General features: G+C 60.4%; 18 protein-coding genes. 2 read left to right on the top strand and 16 right to left on the bottom strand.

Translation table 11 applies throughout. The features are described from left to right. Nucleotides 1-162 precede the first annotated feature (162 nt). From G3N94_RS04555 to G3N94_RS04530, 6 genes are all read right to left on the bottom strand, one after another. On the bottom strand, nucleotides 163-549 hold the full coding sequence (locus G3N94_RS04555) for a BON domain-containing protein (RefSeq protein ID WP_205790905.1): 387 nt from the start codon (nucleotides 547-549) through the stop codon (nucleotides 163-165). Between the two features lie 41 nt (nucleotides 550-590). After that, on the bottom strand, nucleotides 591-1,712 hold the full coding sequence (locus G3N94_RS04550; RefSeq protein ID WP_205790904.1) for a porin: 1,122 nt from the start codon (nucleotides 1,710-1,712) through the stop codon (nucleotides 591-593). 277 nt (nucleotides 1,713-1,989) lie between these two features. Beyond that, nucleotides 1,990-3,042: a 3-keto-5-aminohexanoate cleavage protein gene (locus G3N94_RS04545; RefSeq protein ID WP_205790903.1), complete on the bottom strand. Its 1,053-nt coding sequence runs from the start codon at nucleotides 3,040-3,042 to the stop codon at nucleotides 1,990-1,992. 29 nt (nucleotides 3,043-3,071) lie between these two features. Further along, nucleotides 3,072-3,620 carry an alpha/beta hydrolase gene (locus G3N94_RS04540; RefSeq protein ID WP_205790902.1) on the bottom strand — a complete coding sequence of 183 codons (549 nt, stop codon included), beginning with the start codon at nucleotides 3,618-3,620 and terminating at the stop codon, nucleotides 3,072-3,074. 101 nt (nucleotides 3,621-3,721) lie between these two features. Next, nucleotides 3,722-4,570, bottom strand: coding sequence for a TauD/TfdA family dioxygenase (locus G3N94_RS04535; protein ID WP_205790901.1), 849 nt, complete (start codon nucleotides 4,568-4,570; stop codon nucleotides 3,722-3,724). 166 nt (nucleotides 4,571-4,736) lie between these two features. Further along, a complete protein-coding gene (locus tag G3N94_RS04530; RefSeq protein ID WP_205790990.1) occupies nucleotides 4,737-5,708 on the bottom strand; it encodes a quinone oxidoreductase in 972 nt (323 codons plus the stop codon). Between the two features lie 128 nt (nucleotides 5,709-5,836). Here G3N94_RS04530 and G3N94_RS04525 point away from each other — a divergent pair, with 128 nt between their 5' ends. Next, the gene (locus G3N94_RS04525; RefSeq protein WP_346778645.1) at nucleotides 5,837-6,955 is read left to right on the top strand and encodes an AraC family transcriptional regulator; all 1,119 of its coding nucleotides are present in this window, start codon (nucleotides 5,837-5,839) and stop codon (nucleotides 6,953-6,955) included. Nucleotides 6,956-7,078: 123 nt separating this feature from the next. On the opposite strand, the gene G3N94_RS04520 is transcribed toward G3N94_RS04525, so the two are convergent. The 5 genes from G3N94_RS04520 to G3N94_RS04500 form a co-directional block, all read right to left on the bottom strand. After that, a complete protein-coding gene (locus G3N94_RS04520) occupies nucleotides 7,079-8,746 on the bottom strand; it encodes a fatty acid--CoA ligase (RefSeq protein WP_205790900.1) in 1,668 nt (555 codons plus the stop codon). 56 nt (nucleotides 8,747-8,802) lie between these two features. Further along, nucleotides 8,803-9,129, bottom strand: a complete 327-nt coding sequence (locus G3N94_RS04515; protein ID WP_205790899.1) for a Rieske 2Fe-2S domain-containing protein — start codon at nucleotides 9,127-9,129, stop codon at nucleotides 8,803-8,805. Between the two features lie 68 nt (nucleotides 9,130-9,197). After that, complete coding sequence (locus G3N94_RS04510; RefSeq protein ID WP_205790898.1) at nucleotides 9,198-11,243, bottom strand: acetoacetate--CoA ligase; 2,046 nt, start codon at nucleotides 11,241-11,243, stop codon at nucleotides 9,198-9,200. 57 nt (nucleotides 11,244-11,300) lie between these two features. Further along, nucleotides 11,301-12,641 carry an MFS transporter gene (locus G3N94_RS04505; protein ID WP_205790897.1) on the bottom strand — a complete coding sequence of 447 codons (1,341 nt, stop codon included), beginning with the start codon at nucleotides 12,639-12,641 and terminating at the stop codon, nucleotides 11,301-11,303. A 207-nt stretch (nucleotides 12,642-12,848) separates the two neighbouring features. Beyond that, on the bottom strand, nucleotides 12,849-13,901 hold the full coding sequence (locus G3N94_RS04500; protein WP_205790988.1) for a 3-keto-5-aminohexanoate cleavage protein: 1,053 nt from the start codon (nucleotides 13,899-13,901) through the stop codon (nucleotides 12,849-12,851). Between the two features lie 1,018 nt (nucleotides 13,902-14,919). Here G3N94_RS04500 and G3N94_RS04495 point away from each other — a divergent pair. Further along, on the top strand, nucleotides 14,920-15,198 hold the full coding sequence (locus G3N94_RS04495) for a hypothetical protein (protein WP_205790896.1): 279 nt from the start codon (nucleotides 14,920-14,922) through the stop codon (nucleotides 15,196-15,198). Between the two features lie 153 nt (nucleotides 15,199-15,351). Here G3N94_RS04495 and G3N94_RS04490 read toward each other — a convergent pair whose 3' ends face one another. The 5 genes from G3N94_RS04490 to G3N94_RS04470 all read right to left on the bottom strand — a co-directional run bounded on the left by G3N94_RS04490 (nucleotide 15,352) and on the right by G3N94_RS04470 (nucleotide 20,042). Further along, complete coding sequence (locus G3N94_RS04490; protein ID WP_205790895.1) at nucleotides 15,352-16,617, bottom strand: leucine-rich repeat domain-containing protein; 1,266 nt, start codon at nucleotides 16,615-16,617, stop codon at nucleotides 15,352-15,354. A gap of 220 nt (nucleotides 16,618-16,837) precedes the next feature. Then, nucleotides 16,838-17,404 (bottom strand): hypothetical protein, encoded by a 567-nt coding sequence (locus G3N94_RS04485; protein WP_205790894.1) that lies wholly within the window; start codon nucleotides 17,402-17,404, stop codon nucleotides 16,838-16,840. Between the two features lie 210 nt (nucleotides 17,405-17,614). After that, a complete protein-coding gene (locus tag G3N94_RS04480; protein ID WP_205790893.1) occupies nucleotides 17,615-18,202 on the bottom strand; it encodes an isochorismatase family protein in 588 nt (195 codons plus the stop codon). Between the two features lie 18 nt (nucleotides 18,203-18,220). Further along, nucleotides 18,221-18,958 (bottom strand): pirin family protein, encoded by a 738-nt coding sequence (locus G3N94_RS04475; protein ID WP_205790987.1) that lies wholly within the window; start codon nucleotides 18,956-18,958, stop codon nucleotides 18,221-18,223. A gap of 10 nt (nucleotides 18,959-18,968) precedes the next feature. Continuing rightward, nucleotides 18,969-20,042, bottom strand: a complete 1,074-nt coding sequence (locus tag G3N94_RS04470; protein WP_205790892.1) for an alkene reductase — start codon at nucleotides 20,040-20,042, stop codon at nucleotides 18,969-18,971. Nucleotides 20,043-20,146 lie beyond the last annotated feature (104 nt).

Raw genomic sequence — 20,146 nt, 5'->3', positions numbered from 1 at the left:
CTCAGCTGCGGATGTCCCGCTCACCAGAGCGCGCGCACCGTGCGCGCCGACTGCGATTTTCCTCGAAGCAGGGGCGATCACTCGCCCCACCTTTATTCCCTCCGCATCCAGTAAGCCAGTACAACTAACCGCGACTCAGATTGGCTCGCGTTGACATTCTTGTCATTGCCCTAACGGGCGCTGGATCGTCACTTTATTAGTAACCGACGTTACGCCGGCGACGCTCTTCGCCACATTGCCAACCGTTTCAATCTGTGACGCTTCGGTCACCGTGCCGTTCAGCGTGACTGCGCCGCCTTTCGCGGTCACGCTGATGCTGCCCGCGTCGATCTCCTTGTGCAGCGCTAGCGCCGCGTATATCTTGCGCCGCAGCGCGCGGTTCGCCTGCCGCACGGACTTTGCCGACATTCCGCCGGACGCGGGGGCCGCTGCGCCGCCCGACGCATTTGCCGATGCCCCGACAGGCGCACTCGCCTGCGCCCACACGTCACTCGTCACCGCCGCGATCACGATGCAGAGCACCACCCTGATGCCGTTCATCATCTTCATCGTTGTTCCCCGTTTCGTCCTCAAATTTCCTCTTTGCTTCGTCAGAAGGTATGCCGCATGCCGATCATTGCGGCCGTCGTCGACACGCCCGGCGCGACAGGCTGGCCATACGTGATCGTCTGGTTCATCGTGCCGTGGTTCGCGACGTAACCGACCTGCGCATACATCGTTGTGCGTTTCGACAGACTGTACTCGGCGCCCGCCGCGTATTCGCTGGAATGGTTTGCACCGTTGTTGCGATCCTTCAGATAGTAGTATCCGGATGTGATCCGAAACAACGGCGTGAACTGGTAGCCGAGACCACCCGAGATCATTTCGTAATCCGCGAGTTTCGTGTTTGACGGATTCTTGCCGATCGCATACGACGCCGACACTGACAACCCGCGGAACGTGTACTTCGCGCCCAGGTAATAGAAGCGGTTGTTGTCGAGGCCGGTCGGCGTCACCGCTGCGGCGTTCGTGTCGTGGGCGTTGTAGTAGACCGCCGCGAGATTGAGCCCGTAGTTCGAATATTTGAGCACCGCCGACTCGCGCGTGCCGCCCTGAATCTGCCCCGGAACCCCGCCCGGCGCGTATTCGAGTGCGACCGACGCACCATAGAACTTCGGCGACTGGTAGACGAGTGCATTACTGTCATACAGCGCGCCGATCGGCACGTTCGAGTTCGTGCCTGGCCAGCCGGCGACCTGGTTCATACCAAGCCACGCAGTCAGGATGCTGCCGAAATATTGCGCGTTGCGCGCGTCGGTTTCGGCCATCGCATAGATCATCGGCGTGAACTGGCGTCCGGCGTCGAACGAGCCGAACGGGCCGGAGATGCCGATCGTCGTCTGCTGATTGAACACCGCGGTACCGCTCGTCGTGTCCGCGAGCCCGAGTTTTCCGGTGCCGCTGTTAAACACACCCTGCAGCCGAAAGTTCACCTTGTAGCCGCCGCCGATGTCCTCCGTACCCTTCAAACCCCAGAAGCTCGAATAGATACCCGCGTCCTTGAAGGCAAACACGTGTCCATTGTTACGCGCAGTCGGTGCAAACGATGCCGCAGATGTGCTCTGATACAACAAACCGGAATCGACCACTCCGTACAGCGTAACTGACGACTGCGCGTGCGCCGCACACGCGAATACCGCGAGAACTGCCCCACCGCTCCACTTCAGTTTCATCGACGTCTCCGCTACCTATTGTGATTGCCGGGTTACCCCGATCTGATATCTACCGACATCCAAACGAACCGGGATCGAGGATCCCGGACGACATCCCCAATACCCGTACATTTATTGCAGGACACCGGAACATGACAGCCGGTCCCCTCTGTTGCAGATCCAGCCACAACTGTTATTTACCCGACTTCGTCCACCTTCCGCGGGAAGGCGGCAATTCGGTATCCAGCGGCAGACTATGGGCGTATCAGAACACCCACAGTCACGACGCTTCCGCTTGCTATGCAACCCACGACGGCTGCCCCAACACACCGCTCTTCCGGTTCGGGAGATAGCCGACCTTCATGAGCGTCTCGTCGGTGGACTCGTACCACTCGCCGATCCGGTAAATGCGCCGTGCCTCGTCCGCGCTGGCTACCTCGCGATACAAGCTGCGTGACATGTTCGCCATGCGTTCTACTTGCTGCACTGAAGTCATCCTTTCGCCCTTGCGTCCCCAGAGCGTGTCTTCGATGCCGCAGCGCACGTGGAATCCCATCGCAATCGCCATCGTCGTCAACGGATGAACGTAGCGCATGAAAGATTCGACAGTGAAGACCGCGTTATCCGGCAGGCGATTGATCATTTCCAGCATGTTCCGCGGATTCGGCCCCTCGGATCCACCGCCGAGCTGCACCCAGTTCACTACCAGCGGCCCCTTGTAAATGCCGCGCCGAATCAGGCGCTCGATCGATTCCAGCTTGGCGATCTGGCTGATCATGAAGTGAGGCTGAATGCGCGCGGCCTGCAGCCGCTTGAGGTGCTCCTCGACGAACAGCGGTCCGGCCTCATACGACATGTTGCGGTAAGCCTCGAAGTACGCCGGCTCCGCGAGGGAGGTTCCCGCGAACTCTTCCTTCGGATGAAGTTCGGTAACATTCATCGTGGCGTTGTTGACGACGATCGTCACCTGGTCCGGCTTGGGATCGAGCGCGGCCAACATGTGCCGCGTGTCATCCGACAGCCATTTCGCCGCCTGCCCCGAGTCTTCCGGCGCGAACGAAATGGAGCCGCCGACTTGCAGGATCATTTTGGGTACGGCGTCGCGCAAGCGGGCGAGCAGTTCGTTGAACATCGACAGGCGCTTGCTTCCCTTGCCGTCGGCCTCGCGCACATGGACATGCAGCACGGTCGCCCCGGCGTTGTAGCAATCTACCGCCTTCTGAACCTGTTCGTCCATGCTGACCGGGATGTCGTCGGAATCGTCCGGAAGAAACTGCGGTCCATAGGGTGCCACCTGAATAACTAAGGGTTCCTGATTTTCAGGAAGCAGCGAATCATCGAGAAATTGCACGGTCGTCTCCTTACGTGAAGTGGAATGGATCAGCGCAATGCGCGGATCAGCTCTTCCGCCATCGGCCATTCGCCGAATCCGGCCGCCGGATTCAAATGACCGACGTTTCCGAGGTCGACCAGACGGCTTCCCCAATTGGAGGCAAACTCGGTGACGCGATCGAAGCCAGCCAGTGGATCGTTGTGGCTCGCGGCGACAACGCTCGGAAACGGCAGCGTATTGCGTGGAATCGGCAGCCACCCGTTCTCCTCCAGAACCTCGCGAGAGGTATGCCCGTGCGGCAGTGGCGTCTCGAGATCGGGCGGCGTGGCAAGTAGCGCACCATGGATCTCCCGTCGATGCCTTTGCGCCCAATGCACGGTAATCATGACGCCAGCGCTATGCGCAACCAGGATGACGGGGCCGTCGACACGGGCGAGTGTCGCGTCGAGTGCAGCGACGCGCGCCGCGCAGCTGAGCTTGTCAGTCTCGAGTGGTTCGACCGAAATCGAATTGCTCAACTTTTCTTCCAGCAGCGTTTGCCAATGTTCGGTCACATGGTCACGCAGCCCAGGTACGATGACGATTGTCGGGTCCATCCGGCAGGTTCTCGGTGCCTTCGCCGATCGGCGAAAATTGTTTCGAAACGGGCGCTTGCTCGCAACGTGAAGGCGCGTAGCAACGAAGCGCCCGCGAACATTCAATAGGGCGTGGTGCCGATGATCCCGGCACGATCCATCTTCCGATAGCACGGCGGGTAATCCATCACTGCGTAGTGCTGTGTCGCGCTGTTATCCCAGATCGCAACGCTGTTCGGCTTCCATCGCCAACGGACCTGATACTCAGGGATATACGCCTGACTGATCAGGTAGCGAAGGAGCTCCGCGCCTCCGGGATTCGCGTCCTGCCCATATCGAACGTGCTCCGCGGTGTGGAAATTGGTGAAGTGTGTGGTAAAGACATTCACGTACAAAACCTTCTCGCCCGTTTCCGGATGCGTACGCACGACCGGATGCTCAGGGTCCGGATACTTTGCCTTGAGCGCCAGACGGTTCTCCATCGGCATCGACGCACCAAAGACGGCCTCGATGCCGTGACGCGCACGCAGATTCACGATCTTTTCCTTGATGTAGTCAGGCAGCTTTTCGTAGGCCAGCGCCATGTTTGCCCACATCGTGTCGCCACCGATCGGCGGACATTCGACACACCTGAGCACCGCACCGAAGGGCGGCGCTTCCCGCCAGGTGGCATCGGAGTGCCATGCATTTTCGTAGCGGTCCGGCCGTTGATCCGGCGTCTTGTAGATTCGGACAAGGCCCGGATGCTCGGGGTCGCTGCCCGCGACCGGATGGTCCTCGAGGTCGCCGAATCGCTGCGCGAAGGCCACATGTTCCGAGCTGGCGAGATCCTGATCTCTCAGAAACAGCACGCGATACTTGAGCAGCGCTGCGCGAATCTCGGAAAACAGGCCGTCGTCGTGAATCGCATCAGCCAGTTTCACACCCGTCAGTTCAGCGCCCAAGGCATAGGTAAGTTGCTCGATATGCATAACACTAAGTCTCCTGAATCTTCTTCGGAGCACGGCGCCGTGTGCTCCTCCGTTGTTATTTCAAACGCCATCGTTCCGCGGTCGCGCTGCAACGGTGCCTCTGCTGCAACGTCTCACAATGACGTGCACGAGAAGCCCCTCGGACTCCCGCGAAACTACGTCGAATTCACGGAACCAGCACCGTGGCGCCAGTCGTCTTCCGCGACTCGAGCATGCGATGTGCGTCGGCGGCATCCGCGAGCGCAAATGTCTGCTTCGGCTCGCTCTGGATTTTCCCTTCGAGCACCAGATCGAACAGTTCCTTTGCCATCGACAGCATGTGCGACCGCGGAGTCGCGTAGTGCACCATCGCCGGACGCGTGAACCAGATCGAACCTTTCAGCGCGAGCGCCAACGCATCGATATGGACCGGTCCGGAGCTCGTGCCATTACTGACGAGCGTACCGCGCACTTGCAGGCTGTCGAGTGACGCTTGAAGCGTGTCTTTTCCGACGGAGTCGAAAACGACCGGCACACCCTTTCCGTCCGTGAGCTCGCGCACGCGCTCGGCAATGTTTTCGCGTGACGTGACGATCGTATGCGTACAGCCGTTCGCCTTCGCAATCTCCGCCTTTTCGTCGCTGCTGACGGTGCCGATCATCGTCACACCGAGTGCGCGCGCCCACTGGCAGGCGATCAGACCAACACCGCCGGCAGCAGCGTGATACAGAATGGTCTCGCCGCCCTTCAGCGGATAGACCTGACGAAACAGGTATTGCGCCGTCATGCCCTTCATGATGAGCGTCGCTGCCGTGGGATCCGAGATGCCGTCGGGCAGCGGAATCAATACCCCGGCAGGCATCACGCGAACGTCGGAATAGGCGCCCTGCGGGCCCATCAGGTAGCCGACACGATCCCCGACCTTGATATCGGTCACGTCGGGTCCGACGGCCTCGACAACACCGACCGCATCCGAACCCAGGCCGCTCGGCAACTGCATCGGGTAGTAACCGGTGCGGTGATAGATGTCGATGAAATTGACGGCGATGTAGCTATGCCGGACGCGGGCTTGTCCCGGCCCCGGTTCGCCGACCTCCACCTTTTCGAGCTTGAGGACTTCCGGACCGCCGATTTCGTAAAGACGGATTGCATGTGACATGTGAACTTCTCCATGAATGGCATCTGCAGTCGATGTCGTGCACCGCAGCCCGGCAGTCGGGGCGATTACCTCGCCCAAAGTCTTGATCTGCCGGGGCTGATGCGCGACGAGCTGTTGTTGGCTACTATATGGCAACCCGTAAACTCGATTTTAGTTTTGGCGCCGTTTTCTTCATTTTCCGCGCCAGTTCGTATAAACCCCGAGGCCTCGTCATGGCAACCGCTCAGCACAGTCAAGCGACAGCAAATGAACCCAAGGCCCGGGCGGCCGCGTTGACGCATTACCTCCAGGTAGCGCTGCGACACGGACTGCCCGCGCATGACCTGTTGCGCAAGTTCGGGCTCGATCCGGCGATGCTGATGAACCGGGAACAACGCATCTCGTTCATGGCAGTTTGCAAACTGCTTGAGGCTTCCGCGTCCGAGTCCGGCTGTCTGTCTTTCGGCATCCAGATGGCGAAGGCGCGCACGGCCTTCGACTTCGGGATCATCGGCCTCCTGCTGGCGCACAAGCGCACGCTTCGCGAGGTGCTCCTCGCGATGCTGCAATATCGTCACTTGCTGAACGACGCGCTCGGGCTCTACTTCGAAACGACCGGATCGAGGGTTGTAATCGGTGAGCAGATTCTGTGCGACACGGGTGAATGGCCGCGGCAAACAGTCGAGCTTGCGATCGGTGTGCTGACACGAACCTGCGCGGCGATTCTTGGCCCGAACTGGAAGCCGATCAGTGTCCACTTCACGCATCCGGCACCGCCTGACCTGCGCGATCACCGGCATTACTTCGGCTGCCCGGTGATGTTCGGCAGCGACTTTAACGGGTTGATTTGCCTCGACAGCGATCTGGACCAACCCAATCCGATGGCGGATCCGGAACTGGTCAGATATGCGGAAGGTTTGGCGATATCCGTCGACGTGGAAGGTTCTCCGACCATCGCCGCGGAGGTTCGCAACGCAATCTATTTGCTGTTACCTGTCGAACAGGCAGACATCGAGCACGTCGCCCGCCAGTTGCATATGAGCGTGCGCTCTCTGCAGCGGCACCTGGCTGAAGCGGACACGACGTTCTCGGATCTGATCGAAGAAGTGCGCCACGATCTCGCGGTTCGCTATATGAGCAACCGGCGGTATTCGATCGGACACGTTGCCACGCTGCTCGGCTACACACGACATGCGTCCTTCACTCAATGGTTCACGAAGCGATTCGGCATGGCGCCGAAGTCTTGGCGAAACGAGCACTGCACGTAGAAGCGGACGATGTGCCGCGCTTGTCCGATCCCAGCAGATGGAGACTGCGACGCACCCGGCACTTCGAAACAGCGATACGCATGCCGCCAATCGCGTTCACGGCGACAATACTGAGTCTGGCGACTACGCGGCCATCTGGCGCAGGCGCTTCTTGTCGATCTTGCCGACACTCGTCTTCGGAATTTCTTCGACAAAGACGATGCGGCTCTCTTCCGGAACCGCATAACGACTGATCCGATTCGTCTCGACGTGCTTCATCAGGTGTTCGCGAACGACGGGCGCGCTCACTTCGCGGTCGGCTCCCCTTACCACGAGCGCCATCGGCCGCTCGCCCCATTTCACATCGGGCACGCCGATCACCGCGCACTCGACGACGCCCGGCACAAGCGAAATCAAGCGCTCCACGTCGATCGACGACACCCATTCGCCACCGGTCTTGATCACGTCCTTGATGCGGTCCACGATCTGCACGAATCCATCCGGATGCATCACCGCAATATCCTGCGTGTGGAGATAGCCGCCCGCCCACAACGCCTCTGACGCATCCGGCTTGTTGTTGTAGCCGACCGTCAGGAATGGAGCGCGAAGAATGATTTCCCCGGGACTCTTGCCGTCGCGCGGCACGTCGTTCATGTTTTCGTCGACGACACGAAAGTCGACCATCGCAACAGGGCGCCCGGTCGAACAGCGCATCTGCAATTCCTTATGGTGATTGGCTGCCGAGTCGTCCCGATTGCTCGATGCGAACCCTGGCGGCAATTGCGCGAGCGCGACAATCGGGCCTGTTTCCGACATTCCGTACCCGGTGAAGACGTCGATGCCGCGCGCCATCGCCGCATCGCAAAGCGAGGGCGACAGCGCTGAACCGCCGATGACGAGTTTCCAACCCGACAGTGCACTCTCGTCTTCCGGCGCGGCCTGCAGAAGCATCTGGAGGATCGTCGGCACGCAATGAGAGAATGTGACTTTCTCCGTTTCGTGCAATCGGAGCAACACATCCGGAACATAGCGGCCGGGCAGAACGGTCTTGAGCCCGAGCATGATCGCGATATACGGCATCCCCCATGCGAGGACGTGAAACATCGGCGTGATCGGCATGTAGACATCTTCCCGATGCAGCCGCTGCCCATCGCGCGGCGCGCACAAGCTCATCGCGGTCGACATCGCATGCATGACGATGTTCCGGTGGCTATAGCTGACGCCTTTCGGATCGCCGGTTGTTCCCGTTGTATAAAAAACCGCAGCCTTCGTGTTCTCGTCGAACTCCCCGAACGAAAACTCGGGTGACGCCTGCTCCAGCAAGGTCTCGTACTCGCCGGCCACTGGCAAGTCGGTCTTCGGCATCGGCTGACCGTCCGCCAGAACAATCACATGGCGCACAAACCGCAGTTCCCCCCAGATCTGGGACAACATCTCGACAAAATCAGCATGAACGAGAACGGCTTCCGCTTCCGAATCGTTCAACGTATAAAGGATTTGTTGAGGCGACAGCCGCACGTTCACCGTGAAGAGCGTGGCCCCCATCATCGGAATCGCGAAATAGCTCTCCAGATAGCGGTGACTGTCCCAGTCCATGACTGCGACGGTGGATCCGTGTCGAACGTCGAGCGACGTCAGTGCCGACGCAAGCCGGCAAAGACGGCGATCGAAGTCACTGAAGCGGTAGCGCAATTCACCACGATACGTGATCTCCTGGTCGCCATGAATGCTTCGGGCATTGAGCAGCAACTGCTTGATCAGAAGCGGGTAGTTGTATGCCGACGGCGTCGCGGCCACCAGATTGTCTTGCATATGTGTCTCCACCTTGCTCGGAATATATCTTTGCTATCGAACAGCCGGATCGTGTTTCAAGGCGTCCGAGACGGTTCGCCGACGAGCATCACGAACTGTCCGTCATGCTCCTGAACAGGGAATTTCTTCGGACAAAGCCCCGATGCTTTCGAATCGGGCCCCTCGCGCAGATCGAAGCGCATCCCGTGCGCGGGACAGCGCAGCATGTGTCCCTCCAGTTGGCCGCTGGCCAGCGATGCACCGTTGTGTGGACACGAATTGTCGACAGCAAAGACCTTTCCGTCGATGTTGAAGACGACGATGCTGGCTCCATCGACAAAGACGAGCTTGCGCTGCCCTGGACGCAGTTCGTCAACAGGTGCGATTCGGATACAACGTGACATGGCTTACAGTCTCCAGGAGAATTTCGAACGCCATCGAAGTCGACGGGTCGCTTCACCGATTGCGGGCACTATTGGGTCGACGCAAGCTTGTGAGCATCACCAAATCGCTGTACGCAGCCCAGCGCGAACTCTTGGAACCACGCCAGGCTCTCCGGATTCGCCATCGTGTCCGGGTTCGCTACCTTCTCGATCGGATGCCCCAACAGCAGCTTCTTGATCGGCAACTCCATCTTCTTGCCGGACATCGTGCGAGGAATGGATGGCACTTGAAGCACTTCGTTCGGTACGTGCCGTGCGGACAGCGCGGCCTTGATCCGGTCCCGGATCGTCACGGTCAATTCCGGACTCAATTCGACGCCGGGGCGCAACACCACAAACAAAGGCATATAGGACTCGCGTCCGAGGTATTCGAGATCGACGACCATGCTGTCCAGCACCTCGGGCAAATCTTCTACCGCGCGGTACAACTCGCTCGTCCCCATTCGGATTCCGTATCGATTGATCGTTGCATCGGAGCGTCCGTAGATGATTGCGCCACCACGTGGTGTGATACGCACCCAGTCGCCGTGACGCCAGATACCGGGGTATGTGTCGAAGTAGCTGTCGCGGTAGCGTCGGTTATCCTCATCGTTCCAGAAATAAAGCGGCATCGATGGCATCGGCGCGGTGCAGACCAATTCGCCGACCTCGTCGATCAGTGCATTGCCTGCGTCATCGAAAGCCTCTACGCGGGCACCAAGGCAGCGGCACTGCATTTCACCGAGGTAAACCGGCAACGTCGGCACGCCGGCAACGAAACAACCGGCGAAGTCAGTGCCACCGGAAATCGCGTTGATCCACACATCTCCGACATGATCGAGGATCCATCGGTAGCCTTCCGGCGACAACGGAGACCCGGTGGACCCCACTGCGCGCAACTGCGAAAGATCCGCGACTTCATTCGGCTCCACGCCAGCCTTGACGCAACTCTGGAAATAAGCGGCGCCTGCGCCGAAGAAGTTGATGCGTGCGTCTCCGACGAAACGCCACAGTGCGTTCATATCGGGGTAGCCGGGGTTGCCGTCGTAAAGGCATGCGGTCGCGCCTGCAAGCAGCCCGCCAACCTGAAGGTTCCACATGATCCATCCGGTGCTCGCATTCCAATGGAATCGGTCGCCCGGACGCAGGTCTAGATGGAGCGTCGTGAGCTTCACATGCTCGAGCACGATCCCGCCGTGCGAATGGACAATCGGTTTGGGCAAACCCGTCGTACCTGACGAATAAACGATCCAGAGCGGATGATCAAACGGAACGTCGTCGACCGCGAGCGGTGCATCACCTGCGATCGCGTCCGCCCAGTCAACGCCATGTGCGAAGGAAGCGGCGCAAGCATGCGGATCGAGATTTGGCACCAGGACGACATGCTCCACGCTCGGCAGTTCGCCAAGCAATGCATGCAGCAATTCGCGCCGGTCGTACGACTTGCCGCCGTACCGATAGCCGTCGACCGCGATCATGGCCTTGGGCTCAATCTGGCGGAAACGGTCCAGAACGGCAAGCTGCCCCATGTCCGGCGCACATGCTGACCAGATCGCGCCGACGCTGACCGTTGCAAGGAACGCCACGATCGTCTCGGGTGTGTTGGGCATGAAAGCGGCGACTCGGTCGCCGCGCGCCACTCCCAGTCGCCTCAACGTAGCCGCAAGCGCCGCGACTTGCTGCTCCAGCTCGCCCCAGCTCAGGTCGCGCTGATCACCCGCCTCGTTGCGAAACGATATCGCGGGTGAGGTCGGATCAGCGTGCCGAAACACTTGCTCGACGTAATTCATCTGTACACCGGGGAACCACTTCGCGCCCGGCATTGCGGTGTCGACCAACGTGTCGCCGCGCGGCTCGACTGAAATGATATCCGCCCAATCCCACAGGGCAGACCAGAACGTGTCGACATGATCGACCGACCAGCGCCACAGTTCGGCGTAGCTGCCGAACGACAAGTTGCGCTCGTCGGAGAGCCATTGCATGAACGCCGTGATGCGCGCCGAAGCGATCGTATCGACGGAGGGGAGCCAGGCGGGCTGGTCCGTCGTCAAAGCGTTCGGTGAAGCCGACTGAATTTGAGTGCTGAAGTGATTCATCGCCAGTCCAGAGTGGAAGCCGAAATTCGATACGTTTGGTCAACCCGCGAGCATCGATCAGGCCGATACCGCAGTGGGTGATACGGAGGGCGTGGCCGCATCCAAATGCACCCCGACGACCCGAGCCATATCGGATTCGTAGGTGCGTCGTGCCCGCAGGAAGCACAACGCGGCGACAATGCCGAACGCCGGCATGATCGCGAGTGCAGTCTGCAGGCCCCACAGATCGGAAAACAAACCGCCCAGAATCGGGCCGACGGCAAGGCCGAAGAGATTCTGGAACAACGACAGAATCGACGCGCCAGTCGCACGAACACCCGGGTGAACGACGTCGTAAATCACGCCTGCCGACGGCGCCAGCGTGCATGTCATCAGAAATCCGCCGAACGCGACGAGCGGGAATTGAAACGGCGACGATGCTGCTACCGTGAAAGCCGTCAGGAAGACGAAGAACGTCGCCACGGCAAGCGACGCCACCATGACGAGCTTCTTGGTATGCCCGCGGGCACCGAGGCGATCCGCAAGATTGCCCCACAGAATTCCTCCGAGGGCGCCGCAAAGCACAACCAGCGCGGCCTCCCGTGCCGCCCGATCGGGCGCGACCGAATGGAATCGCATGAAATAGCTTGGCAGCCAGGACCAGATGGTCGATACGACGATCAATTGAAAAGCCGCGCCCAGACATGTCCACCAGATCGTCGCCGAGCCGAGCAGCGTTCCAACGACTTGACGGACGGTGGCCAATGCCGCCGGACGAGCTTGGACCGAATGAGGCGTCAGCGCGACGGTCTTGTAATCCGGCACCAGCAGATACAGCATGGCAAGCACGAGACCCGGCACGCCCACAACGCCGAATGCCGCGCGCCACCCCCAATACTTTGCGACTTCCGCGCCCAACAAAACCCCAAGCACGGAACCGAGCGACGCAGCCGCCAGCAGACCGCCCTGAAGCGTTGCGCGCAAGCGCCGGGGAAACAGGCTGGCGAGCAGCGCGCCCCCCACCGAACCGTAGCCCGTTTCGCCGACGCCGACGAGCGCGCGTGCGGCAAACATCTCGCCGTAGTTGCGCGCGAACATGCATGAAATTGACGCGAGACTCCAGAGCGCAGCCATCAGGAAAATGCTTTTGACCCGACTGACGCGGTCCGCCAGCAGCGCGACCGGCAAACCGCCGAGCGCAACGACAATCGAAATGACCGATACGAGCGCACCGAGCTGCTTGTCGGACAGGCTCCAGGCCAGCTTCAGATGAGGGAAGAGCGACACGATCACTTGGCGATCGATGTAATCAAACAGCATCAGCGCGAACGTCATGGCGAACGCAAACCACGCCCGTGGACGGCTGACGAGGTAGTCGTCACGATCCGCAGCCTGATGTTCGATTGGATACAAGCTCATTGATGTCTCCGGCATGAGGGCATTCGCGCGAGTCGTTGCCTCTTTGATATTTGCCAATACGTCGATGCAGTCGATATGACCGCCGAGGGTTGCCCATTCGGGCCCCCCCGCGCCTCTTCGTTTTCGCTCACTTCCGAGCAACTGTCGAGCTACGCATGCCGTACCTGCCGCGTGCTCCGGACGGGGCGCTTGCCGCGCCCCACCCCTTTATGCGGCGCGCAACGGCACGCTTTTCACGCCGGGTGCGCGATTAGGCGCCATGCCGAGCTTCCGCAAGGTTTCATCCGTGCTGCTCCAGAACGTGCCGGTCTGGTAGATGCGATGAGCGTCTTCGCCAGTGGCGATCTCGCGGTTCAGTTCACGAGCGATGCGGACCATCTTCTCGACCTGCTGCACCGACGACGCACGCCTGCCGTCCGGGCCATTCAGCGTGTCCTCGATCCCGACACGCACATGCAGCCCCAGCGCGATGGCCATCGTGGTCATCGGCACCACATTACGGTTCAGCGACTCGATCGTCAGCACGGCACCGTCCGGCGTACGACGCACGAACTCGAGCATGTCGGCTGGATTCACGCCGGATGCACCGCCACCGATCGCCACATAGTTCAGAACCAGCGGCCCCTTGTAGACACCCGAGCGAATCATGCGCTCGACCGTATCCAGGCTCGTCACGCCACCAAGCATGAAGTGCGGCTGAATGCCGTTCGTGACCAGTCGCCTGATGTGCTCTTCGTACCACGACGGGTTGGACGGAACAACCATGTCGCGATACGCAGCCTGCATGGCCGGATCGGACAGCGAGGTGCCCGCGTAGTCCTCCTCTCTCATCAACTCCATCAGATTCATCTGCGTAGTGTTGATCGCGACCGTCACCTGGTCCGGCTTCGGATCCAGATTGGCAAGCATGTGACGCGTATCATCGCTGAGCCACTTGGCAGCCTGACCTTCGTTTTCCGGCGCGAACGAGATCGAACCGCCGACCTGCAGCACCATTTTCGGCACCGCTTCGCGCAGCCGCGCAAGCATCTCGTTGAACATCGACAGGCGCTTGCTACCCTTGCCGTCGGCTTCGCGTACATGGACGTGCAACACGGTCGCCCCGGCGTTGTAGCAATCGACGGCTTTCTGAACCTGCTCGTCCATCGTCAGAGGAATATCGTCCGAATCGCCGGGAAGCCATTGCGGCCCATACGGTGCAACCTGGATGACCAACTTTTCCTGGTTTTCCGGCAACAGGGAATCGTCTAGGAATTGCATGTCTCGTGCTCCTCTTCGGTGCGAGTTGTGTTCGAACGCGGCCCGGCGGTGTGTAGCCACGCGATCCACGACCGTCGAAGGTCGATGGAAAGCGCGTCGAGCCGTTGCTGGCAACTATATGGCAACCCGGGAAACGAATTTTAGTTCTCATGCCAATTTTTTCTTTTTTCGCGCCATACCGCGTAAACCCCGAAGTCTCCCTTCGCTCGAAGATCTCGCTCCGATCTGCTTGAGCTGTGCGGTCTGAGTCCGCTAACGGACGCGCCATTGTCATCAACCGAACACTCGTAACGGCCGAGATGCCGCGACGATTTTGGTCAAACGGATGTCCGATTGACTTCGACGGACATTCGAACGTCGGCTCCGTCCCAAAAAACGGACGCTCACACCCCGGTCCCACACCAAACCGATGGACTGATTCCGAAGCGCGCCTCCGCGCACGTTGCGTACTTGAAACATTCATCGCTGCTCGACAGCGATTCATTCGTCGGATCGAATGTATGCCGCCGATGCGCTATTCCGCTCTTTCCGTCGGATCCTTATCTGGCCTGGCATTCCGCCCTCGCCCCCCGGAGACCCGACGTTACACGATTGAAACAAAGCCGCGCCCCGATGTTTCACCGCCATATCGCTGGTGCCCGTGTTGCCCGGATTCATTGACATCTCCCGAACTGGTCCGCAACTTGCTGCGTTTCTCGTGCACACCAGAATCCGCACGGCCAGACGGCTCGATGCGGGCGACAAACAAACATCCAGCGAGGTCGGGGAAATCATGTCCAAATACCTGTCGGCCGTCATGCGACTGCTGTCTCGCATCACTGTTCCTGTTACGCATTGCATGACGTTATCGACGCGGCCACGCCTCGTCGAGATCAGATGCGTCGACACGGTCCGCATATACGCTGAACGTCGCGATACCTCCAGGCGATAGCCGAAAACCGGGAAGCCTGTTCAGGTAGCGCTCGGCCGATTGCGATTGGCCGATGCGGGTTCGTCGATTATTTCGGGGGAGGTCGACATGATGAACTGGATCAACCGTTGGTCGATGCGTCACGCACCCACACCGGAAAAAGCCGCTGCGTCGATGCTGGTGACTGCGCGCATGGAGTTGTTCACTGCGGAGCAGCGTGTCATCGATGCGAAATTGCAAGCGGATTACTGGCGCACGCGTGTGGCGTTTCTCGAAGAAGTGCAGAAACTCGGCATCGAGCCTTGGGTAAGCGCACAGCCGTCGCATTGGACTGAGGCCGAGTCTGCGCCCCGCAACACGGGCCCGCGTCTCGCTACCAGCACCTGAATACCCACGCACGACGCGCGATTGCTCGCGGCATGCAACGACGTGCTGTGTCTCGCGATGCGCGCCTGCGATGCGACGTCTCGTAGGTGCGCTCACGTCCTCGAATCGGCCGCTCGAGCACGGATAGTCGAGTGGGTGGAGCAAATAGAATCGTCACCAAACGATTCGAGTGTTCGGTAACGCTGCCTTGATCTCGTCGACGTTCCTGGCTCGGGTCCCATAAAGCACGAGCTCTCGCAACCCTGTCAGCCCCTTCAGTACGTCGACGTCCTGGACCGGGGTGTTCGCGAGATAGAGCTCTTGCAAGCTGGTCAATCCCTTCAGTGCATCGATGCTATGAACGTCGGTGCGAAAAAGATTGAGCGTTCGAAGGCCCGTCAGGTCTTTCAGCGCATCGATGTTCTCGACATTCGTATCGGAGAGATTGAGCCATCGCAGGCCCGTCAGGCCCTTGAGCGCATCGATGTTCGTGACTTGCGTGCGGGCAAGCACGAGCGTTTCCAACTGGAGCAAGCCCCGCACCGCCGCGATATTCTCGACTCTGGAACCATCGAGCGCGAGGGTTTTCAGGGTGGGCATTCCGGCCAGCACATCGATGTTCCGAACCGGGGTATTCGCGAGATAGAGCGCCTGCAGGTCGTGCAGCTTCTTCAACGCATCGAGACTCTCGACTTGCGTCTCATTGAGATCGAGCGTTCTCAAGGTGGTCAGCTGACGGAGTGGCTCGATGTTCCGGACATTCCTGGCGCCGCCCAGCTTCAGTGTTTCCAGGTGAGGCAATTTCTCCAACGCATCGAGATCCCGAACCTGTGTGTCCCGGAGGTCGAGTTGCTGCAGGTCGGTCAAGCCCTTCAGCGCGCGGAGGTTCGAGACCCGGGTATCCCAGAGATTGATCGATTGCAGACCGGTCAATCCTTGAAGCGAATCGATGTTCTGGATTTGGGTGCGGTGGGCCACGAGTCGTTTCAGGGAACGCATTCCCTTGAGTGCGTCGATGCTCCACACGCGTGTGCCCGTGAGGTCGAGCGATTCCAGACCATCGAGTCCGTCCAACGAGTCGACGTTATCGACTTCGGTGTCCGCCAGACTCAACTCGAGCCTGACGTGGAGCTTTCGTAGATGCGGGAGTGCGGCGGCCAACTGAGCGGTCGTCAATGCCGGCTTTGCCCGCAATGCCAGACATCCCGGCACGGGTGTGGTCGCTGAACCGCTGCTGTCACTGCAGGCGTTCGTGAAAAATCCCAGGTCACTCAGCGCGCGTTCGTCCAGTTTTTCCCGAAACGGGTTGAAGATCACCAACAGGCTCGCGACCAAAAGGCCGATGCCGCCGACAAGGGCCAATGGCCTGGCGCGGCGCCAGACCGATGTGCGCGAGCCTTCAGGTGTTGGCTCTGTGCTTGGCGGTCGTGTTTCGGGCACGGCGGGCTCCGTTGGTCCAGGGTTGCCTCCTTTATACACGAACAGAGGGGCCGGGATTTCCCGGCAATGGAGTCCGGTGGATGTCACGACTTCGTTCGATCAGCAAGCGGATTTTGCCGGGGCGTAGTCTGACGAAGCAATGCCGCCGGCAAACGCGCGCCAATTTGCCAGTCGGCTAGCAGCTGCGCAAATCCCGAGATGGTCGGTGGTCTTGAGGCAACTAATGTGAGGCATTCTTCGCGCGGCCGACTTCCCCCTCGAGGATCCACAAACGTTCTGCTGCTGACGGTCGCTCTACGCGTATCACCCCTGTTCCTTGCAAGTGGCTCAAACTCCCGCTGGCACCGACGATCTGCCAAAGACCGAAGATGAAGGGCTGAGGTGCCCCATGCACCTGAGGAACATACTGGAGATGCATTTGAAGACGCATCGTGAGCTTGTCACCTGACGGAAGGGTGAAGACCAGATAACCAGGACCTCCGCCGTTCGGCTCTGCTTCGTTCCAGCCAGCTTCGGCGGCTTCTTCGGTCGGGACCTCGTGAAACCCCCAGTCGAGAACGGTTGCACCCTCAAGCAATCCTTTGCTTGTCACCTTTCCGCTTTGCTTGAGCGCAGCGACGTAGCGCCCGCTGCCCTCGCCGAGTTCGAGCTTCTCGTATTGATTGGGCATACCTCGTTCGCCGGTTTTGATGTTCACGACAAACTCCAGTTTGACTGGCTCTGCGTGAGCGAACAGCGACAACGAGAAGATGCCGAAAGCCAACAGAAGTCGTCGGGGCGTCTTCATGGGGAAACTCTCCGATTTCGATAGCCGTTGCACCGGCATGGACGAACTCGTCACGTGCTTCCCTGGGGCGTGTCTGCTACCGAGGGGTGTACGGTTGTGTACTTGGCGGCTTCAGGGTAAGCGTAGCGTGAGTTCCGTCTGGGCGGTAGAGGCCAGAGTCGCCAGGCCGTTGGATCAGCATCTCCGGCCTGACAACGCGTGCCCGCTCCGTCAGCCCTGCAATGCGGGCATGATCACTTCCTGAATGATCCGCATCCCTTCGGGCGTGCTCCAGTTACCCGCCAACTCGGCAATCACCTGGTTCGTACTGGAGAGCGTGACGCCGTTCTTCTCCATGCGGCGCAACGCCATGTCGTCACTGATCCGGCTCGGCGAGCCGCCTGCATCGGCAATCGCTTGCACGTCGTAGCCGTCGCGCACGAGGCTCAGTGCCGGGAACACGGTGCAGACGTCGTTGGTGACGCCCGCGATGATGAACTTGCGGCGCCCGGTCGCCTCGACGGCTGCGGCGAAATTCACGTCATCCATCGCGTTGACGATACCCGCGCGCTTGACACGAGCAGCGAACTCGTTCGGCAGGATGGTTTCCAGTTCGTCGAGCAGCGGCCCCTGTGCGTATTCCTCCATGCTGGAGGTGAGCACCACCGGCATCTTCAGGATGCTGGCGGTCTTGGCCAGCATCAGCGCGTTGCGCTTCATCTCGTCGAAAGGAATGGAATGCACCCAGCCCATGGTGCCGACCTGGTGGTCGATCAGCAAAAGCGCGGCGTTGTCGCCAGTGAAACGTTCGAAAGTCACGAAGAGACTCCTTTGTAGTCAGGTTGCAGTGGAATGCAGCGGCGGGCCGGCAAACAGCATGACCTTGGCGCTGCCGCGGAACGCTTGAAGCGTGATCGCGTGGGGTGTGTCCTGTGGCGGAAAGACAGGGAGCTTGAGAGCGTCGTGCGTGAAGTCCTGGCCATCCACGCTGGCCGTTCCATGGATCGGCATCACGAACGCGCAATAGCCCGCTGCGACAGGCACGGCCAGTTCGGCGCCTTCCTCCAGCGAAATGTCGAGCATCGTCACTTCGGTGGGTGGCTTCAGTGGCGAACATGCGTCCTTGAAGCTTCCGACTGGCACGCGCACCTTGGCGCCCGGCAGTTGCACCACCGGGATGTCCTGCGGCTCGAGGATCAGTGCAAACGGCGCGATGTTCTGTCGTTCCCGAGCAAGGTTGACGAAGATCTGCAGCGAATGAACCGTCTTGCCGACCTCTGCCGGTACTTCCTCGTGAACGATGCCGCTTCCAGCCGTCGCCCAGTGCAGGCCGCCGGGCTGGATCACGTTTCGGGTGCCAAGCGAATCACGGTTGTCGATACCCGTTTCCGAATCGAGGAACACATAGGAGATTGCCGAAAAGCCGGCATGGGAATGCGGCGGAAACGTCGGCCCACTCATCCACGCGTGATCGACGCCCAGGAAGGGATCGATCTGCGCGGCCACGCCGCGCAGGCCGTAAGCGTGGAAGTGGCTGCCGTGGTTGGCGCGCTGCAGCGGAGCAATGACAGGCATCACGTTCACCTCATGCACCCTGTGCTTCGCTCAGCGTCGGGTAGTCCGTGTAGCCCTGCGCCGTACCGCCGAAGAAGCCATTGCGGTCCGCCTCGTTCATCGGTGCGCTGCTCTTCAGCCGGGCGACGAAATCCGGGTTCGCAAGGATCATCTGGCCATAGGCCTCCAGGTCGGCCAGCCCCGTCGCCAGGTCGGCCTCAACTTGCTCACGTGGGCGGCCCGGCCGGTTCAGGATCAGCGTGCCCTGCCAGAGCTTGCGGATGTCGGCCAGCAGCGCTTCGTTGCCCTGCTCCATGATGTGCAGGTAGGCGAGCCCCAGTTTGTCGAGTTCGGCGACCAGGTAGCGGTACAGGTCCGGCCCTTCGGCACCTTCGTCGATACCCCAGATCGTCGTGCCCGGCGAAAGCCGGATGGCGGTGCGGTCCGCGCCGATCTCTTCGGCAATCGCGGTCGCGACTTCGATCGCAAAGCGGGCGCGATTCTCGATCGAACCACCGTATTCATCGGTGCGTGTGTTCGCGCTCGGGGCGAAGAACTGATGGATCAGGTAGGCGTTGGCGCCATGGATTTCGACGCCGTCGGCACCGGCCTCGATCGCGCGTCGAGCCGCATGGCGGAAATCCTGGACGGTCTGGCGCACTTCGTCGGTGGTCAGCGCACGCGGCACGGGAATGTCCTGCATGCCCTTGGCCGTGAACATCGGCGTACCAGGGGCGATGGCAGCGGGCGCGACGCCCTGCCGGTGATGCGGCGTGTTATCGGGGTGCGACATGCGCCCGGCGTGCATCAACTGGATGAAGACGTGGCCGCCCTCCGCATGCACGGCATCGGTTGTCTTTTTCCATCCGGCGACATGCGCGTCCGTATAAATGCCCGGCGTGGTCAGGTAACCCTGCCCGTCATCCGACGGCTGGGCGCCTTCCGTCACGATCAGGCCAACGCTGGCCCGCTGAGCGTAGTACTCGGCGGCAAGGTCTCCCGGCGTGCCGTCGTACTGCGCACGGCTGCGAGTCATGGGGGCCATCACCAGACGGTTCTGCAGGGTGTAGCGGCCGACGCGGACGGGATCGAACAGTTTGCTCACGATGAACTTCCTTCACTGGAGGGTGGACGGACGCATCATCGCGCGATCCCCATGCGGGATAAATATGGTAATTTGGATAACATTGATCCCTTCATGGAGCAATC

This window comes from Burkholderia sp. Ac-20353, assembly GCF_017104785.1.
Taxonomy (GTDB): Bacteria; Pseudomonadota; Gammaproteobacteria; order Burkholderiales; family Burkholderiaceae; genus Burkholderia.
Note: the sequence above shows the minus strand (reverse complement) of the source record. Positions and strands in the feature narration are given on the sequence as shown.

Coding starts and splice junctions, on each gene's coding strand:
- G3N94_RS04475 (WP_205790987.1), bottom strand. CDS start 18,958: ATGCCTGTCATTGCTCCGCTGCAGCGCGCCAACCACGGCAGCCACTTC.
- G3N94_RS04510 (WP_205790898.1), bottom strand. CDS start 11,243: ATGAATCACTTCAGCACTCAAATTCAGTCGGCTTCACCGAACGCTTTG.
- G3N94_RS04485 (WP_205790894.1), bottom strand. CDS start 17,404: ATGAAGACGCCCCGACGACTTCTGTTGGCTTTCGGCATCTTCTCGTTG.
- G3N94_RS04550 (WP_205790904.1), bottom strand. CDS start 1,712: ATGAAACTGAAGTGGAGCGGTGGGGCAGTTCTCGCGGTATTCGCGTGT.
- G3N94_RS04555 (WP_205790905.1), bottom strand. CDS start 549: ATGAAGATGATGAACGGCATCAGGGTGGTGCTCTGCATCGTGATCGCG.
- G3N94_RS04495 (WP_205790896.1), top strand. CDS start 14,920: ATGATGAACTGGATCAACCGTTGGTCGATGCGTCACGCACCCACACCG.
- G3N94_RS04505 (WP_205790897.1), bottom strand. CDS start 12,641: ATGAGCTTGTATCCAATCGAACATCAGGCTGCGGATCGTGACGACTAC.
- G3N94_RS04540 (WP_205790902.1), bottom strand. CDS start 3,620: ATGGACCCGACAATCGTCATCGTACCTGGGCTGCGTGACCATGTGACC.
- G3N94_RS04535 (WP_205790901.1), bottom strand. CDS start 4,570: ATGCATATCGAGCAACTTACCTATGCCTTGGGCGCTGAACTGACGGGT.
- G3N94_RS04520 (WP_205790900.1), bottom strand. CDS start 8,746: ATGCAAGACAATCTGGTGGCCGCGACGCCGTCGGCATACAACTACCCG.
- G3N94_RS04500 (WP_205790988.1), bottom strand. CDS start 13,901: ATGCAATTCCTAGACGATTCCCTGTTGCCGGAAAACCAGGAAAAGTTG.
- G3N94_RS04525 (WP_346778645.1), top strand. CDS start 5,837: ATGGCAACCCGTAAACTCGATTTTAGTTTTGGCGCCGTTTTCTTCATT.
- G3N94_RS04515 (WP_205790899.1), bottom strand. CDS start 9,129: ATGTCACGTTGTATCCGAATCGCACCTGTTGACGAACTGCGTCCAGGG.
- G3N94_RS04530 (WP_205790990.1), bottom strand. CDS start 5,708: ATGTCACATGCAATCCGTCTTTACGAAATCGGCGGTCCGGAAGTCCTC.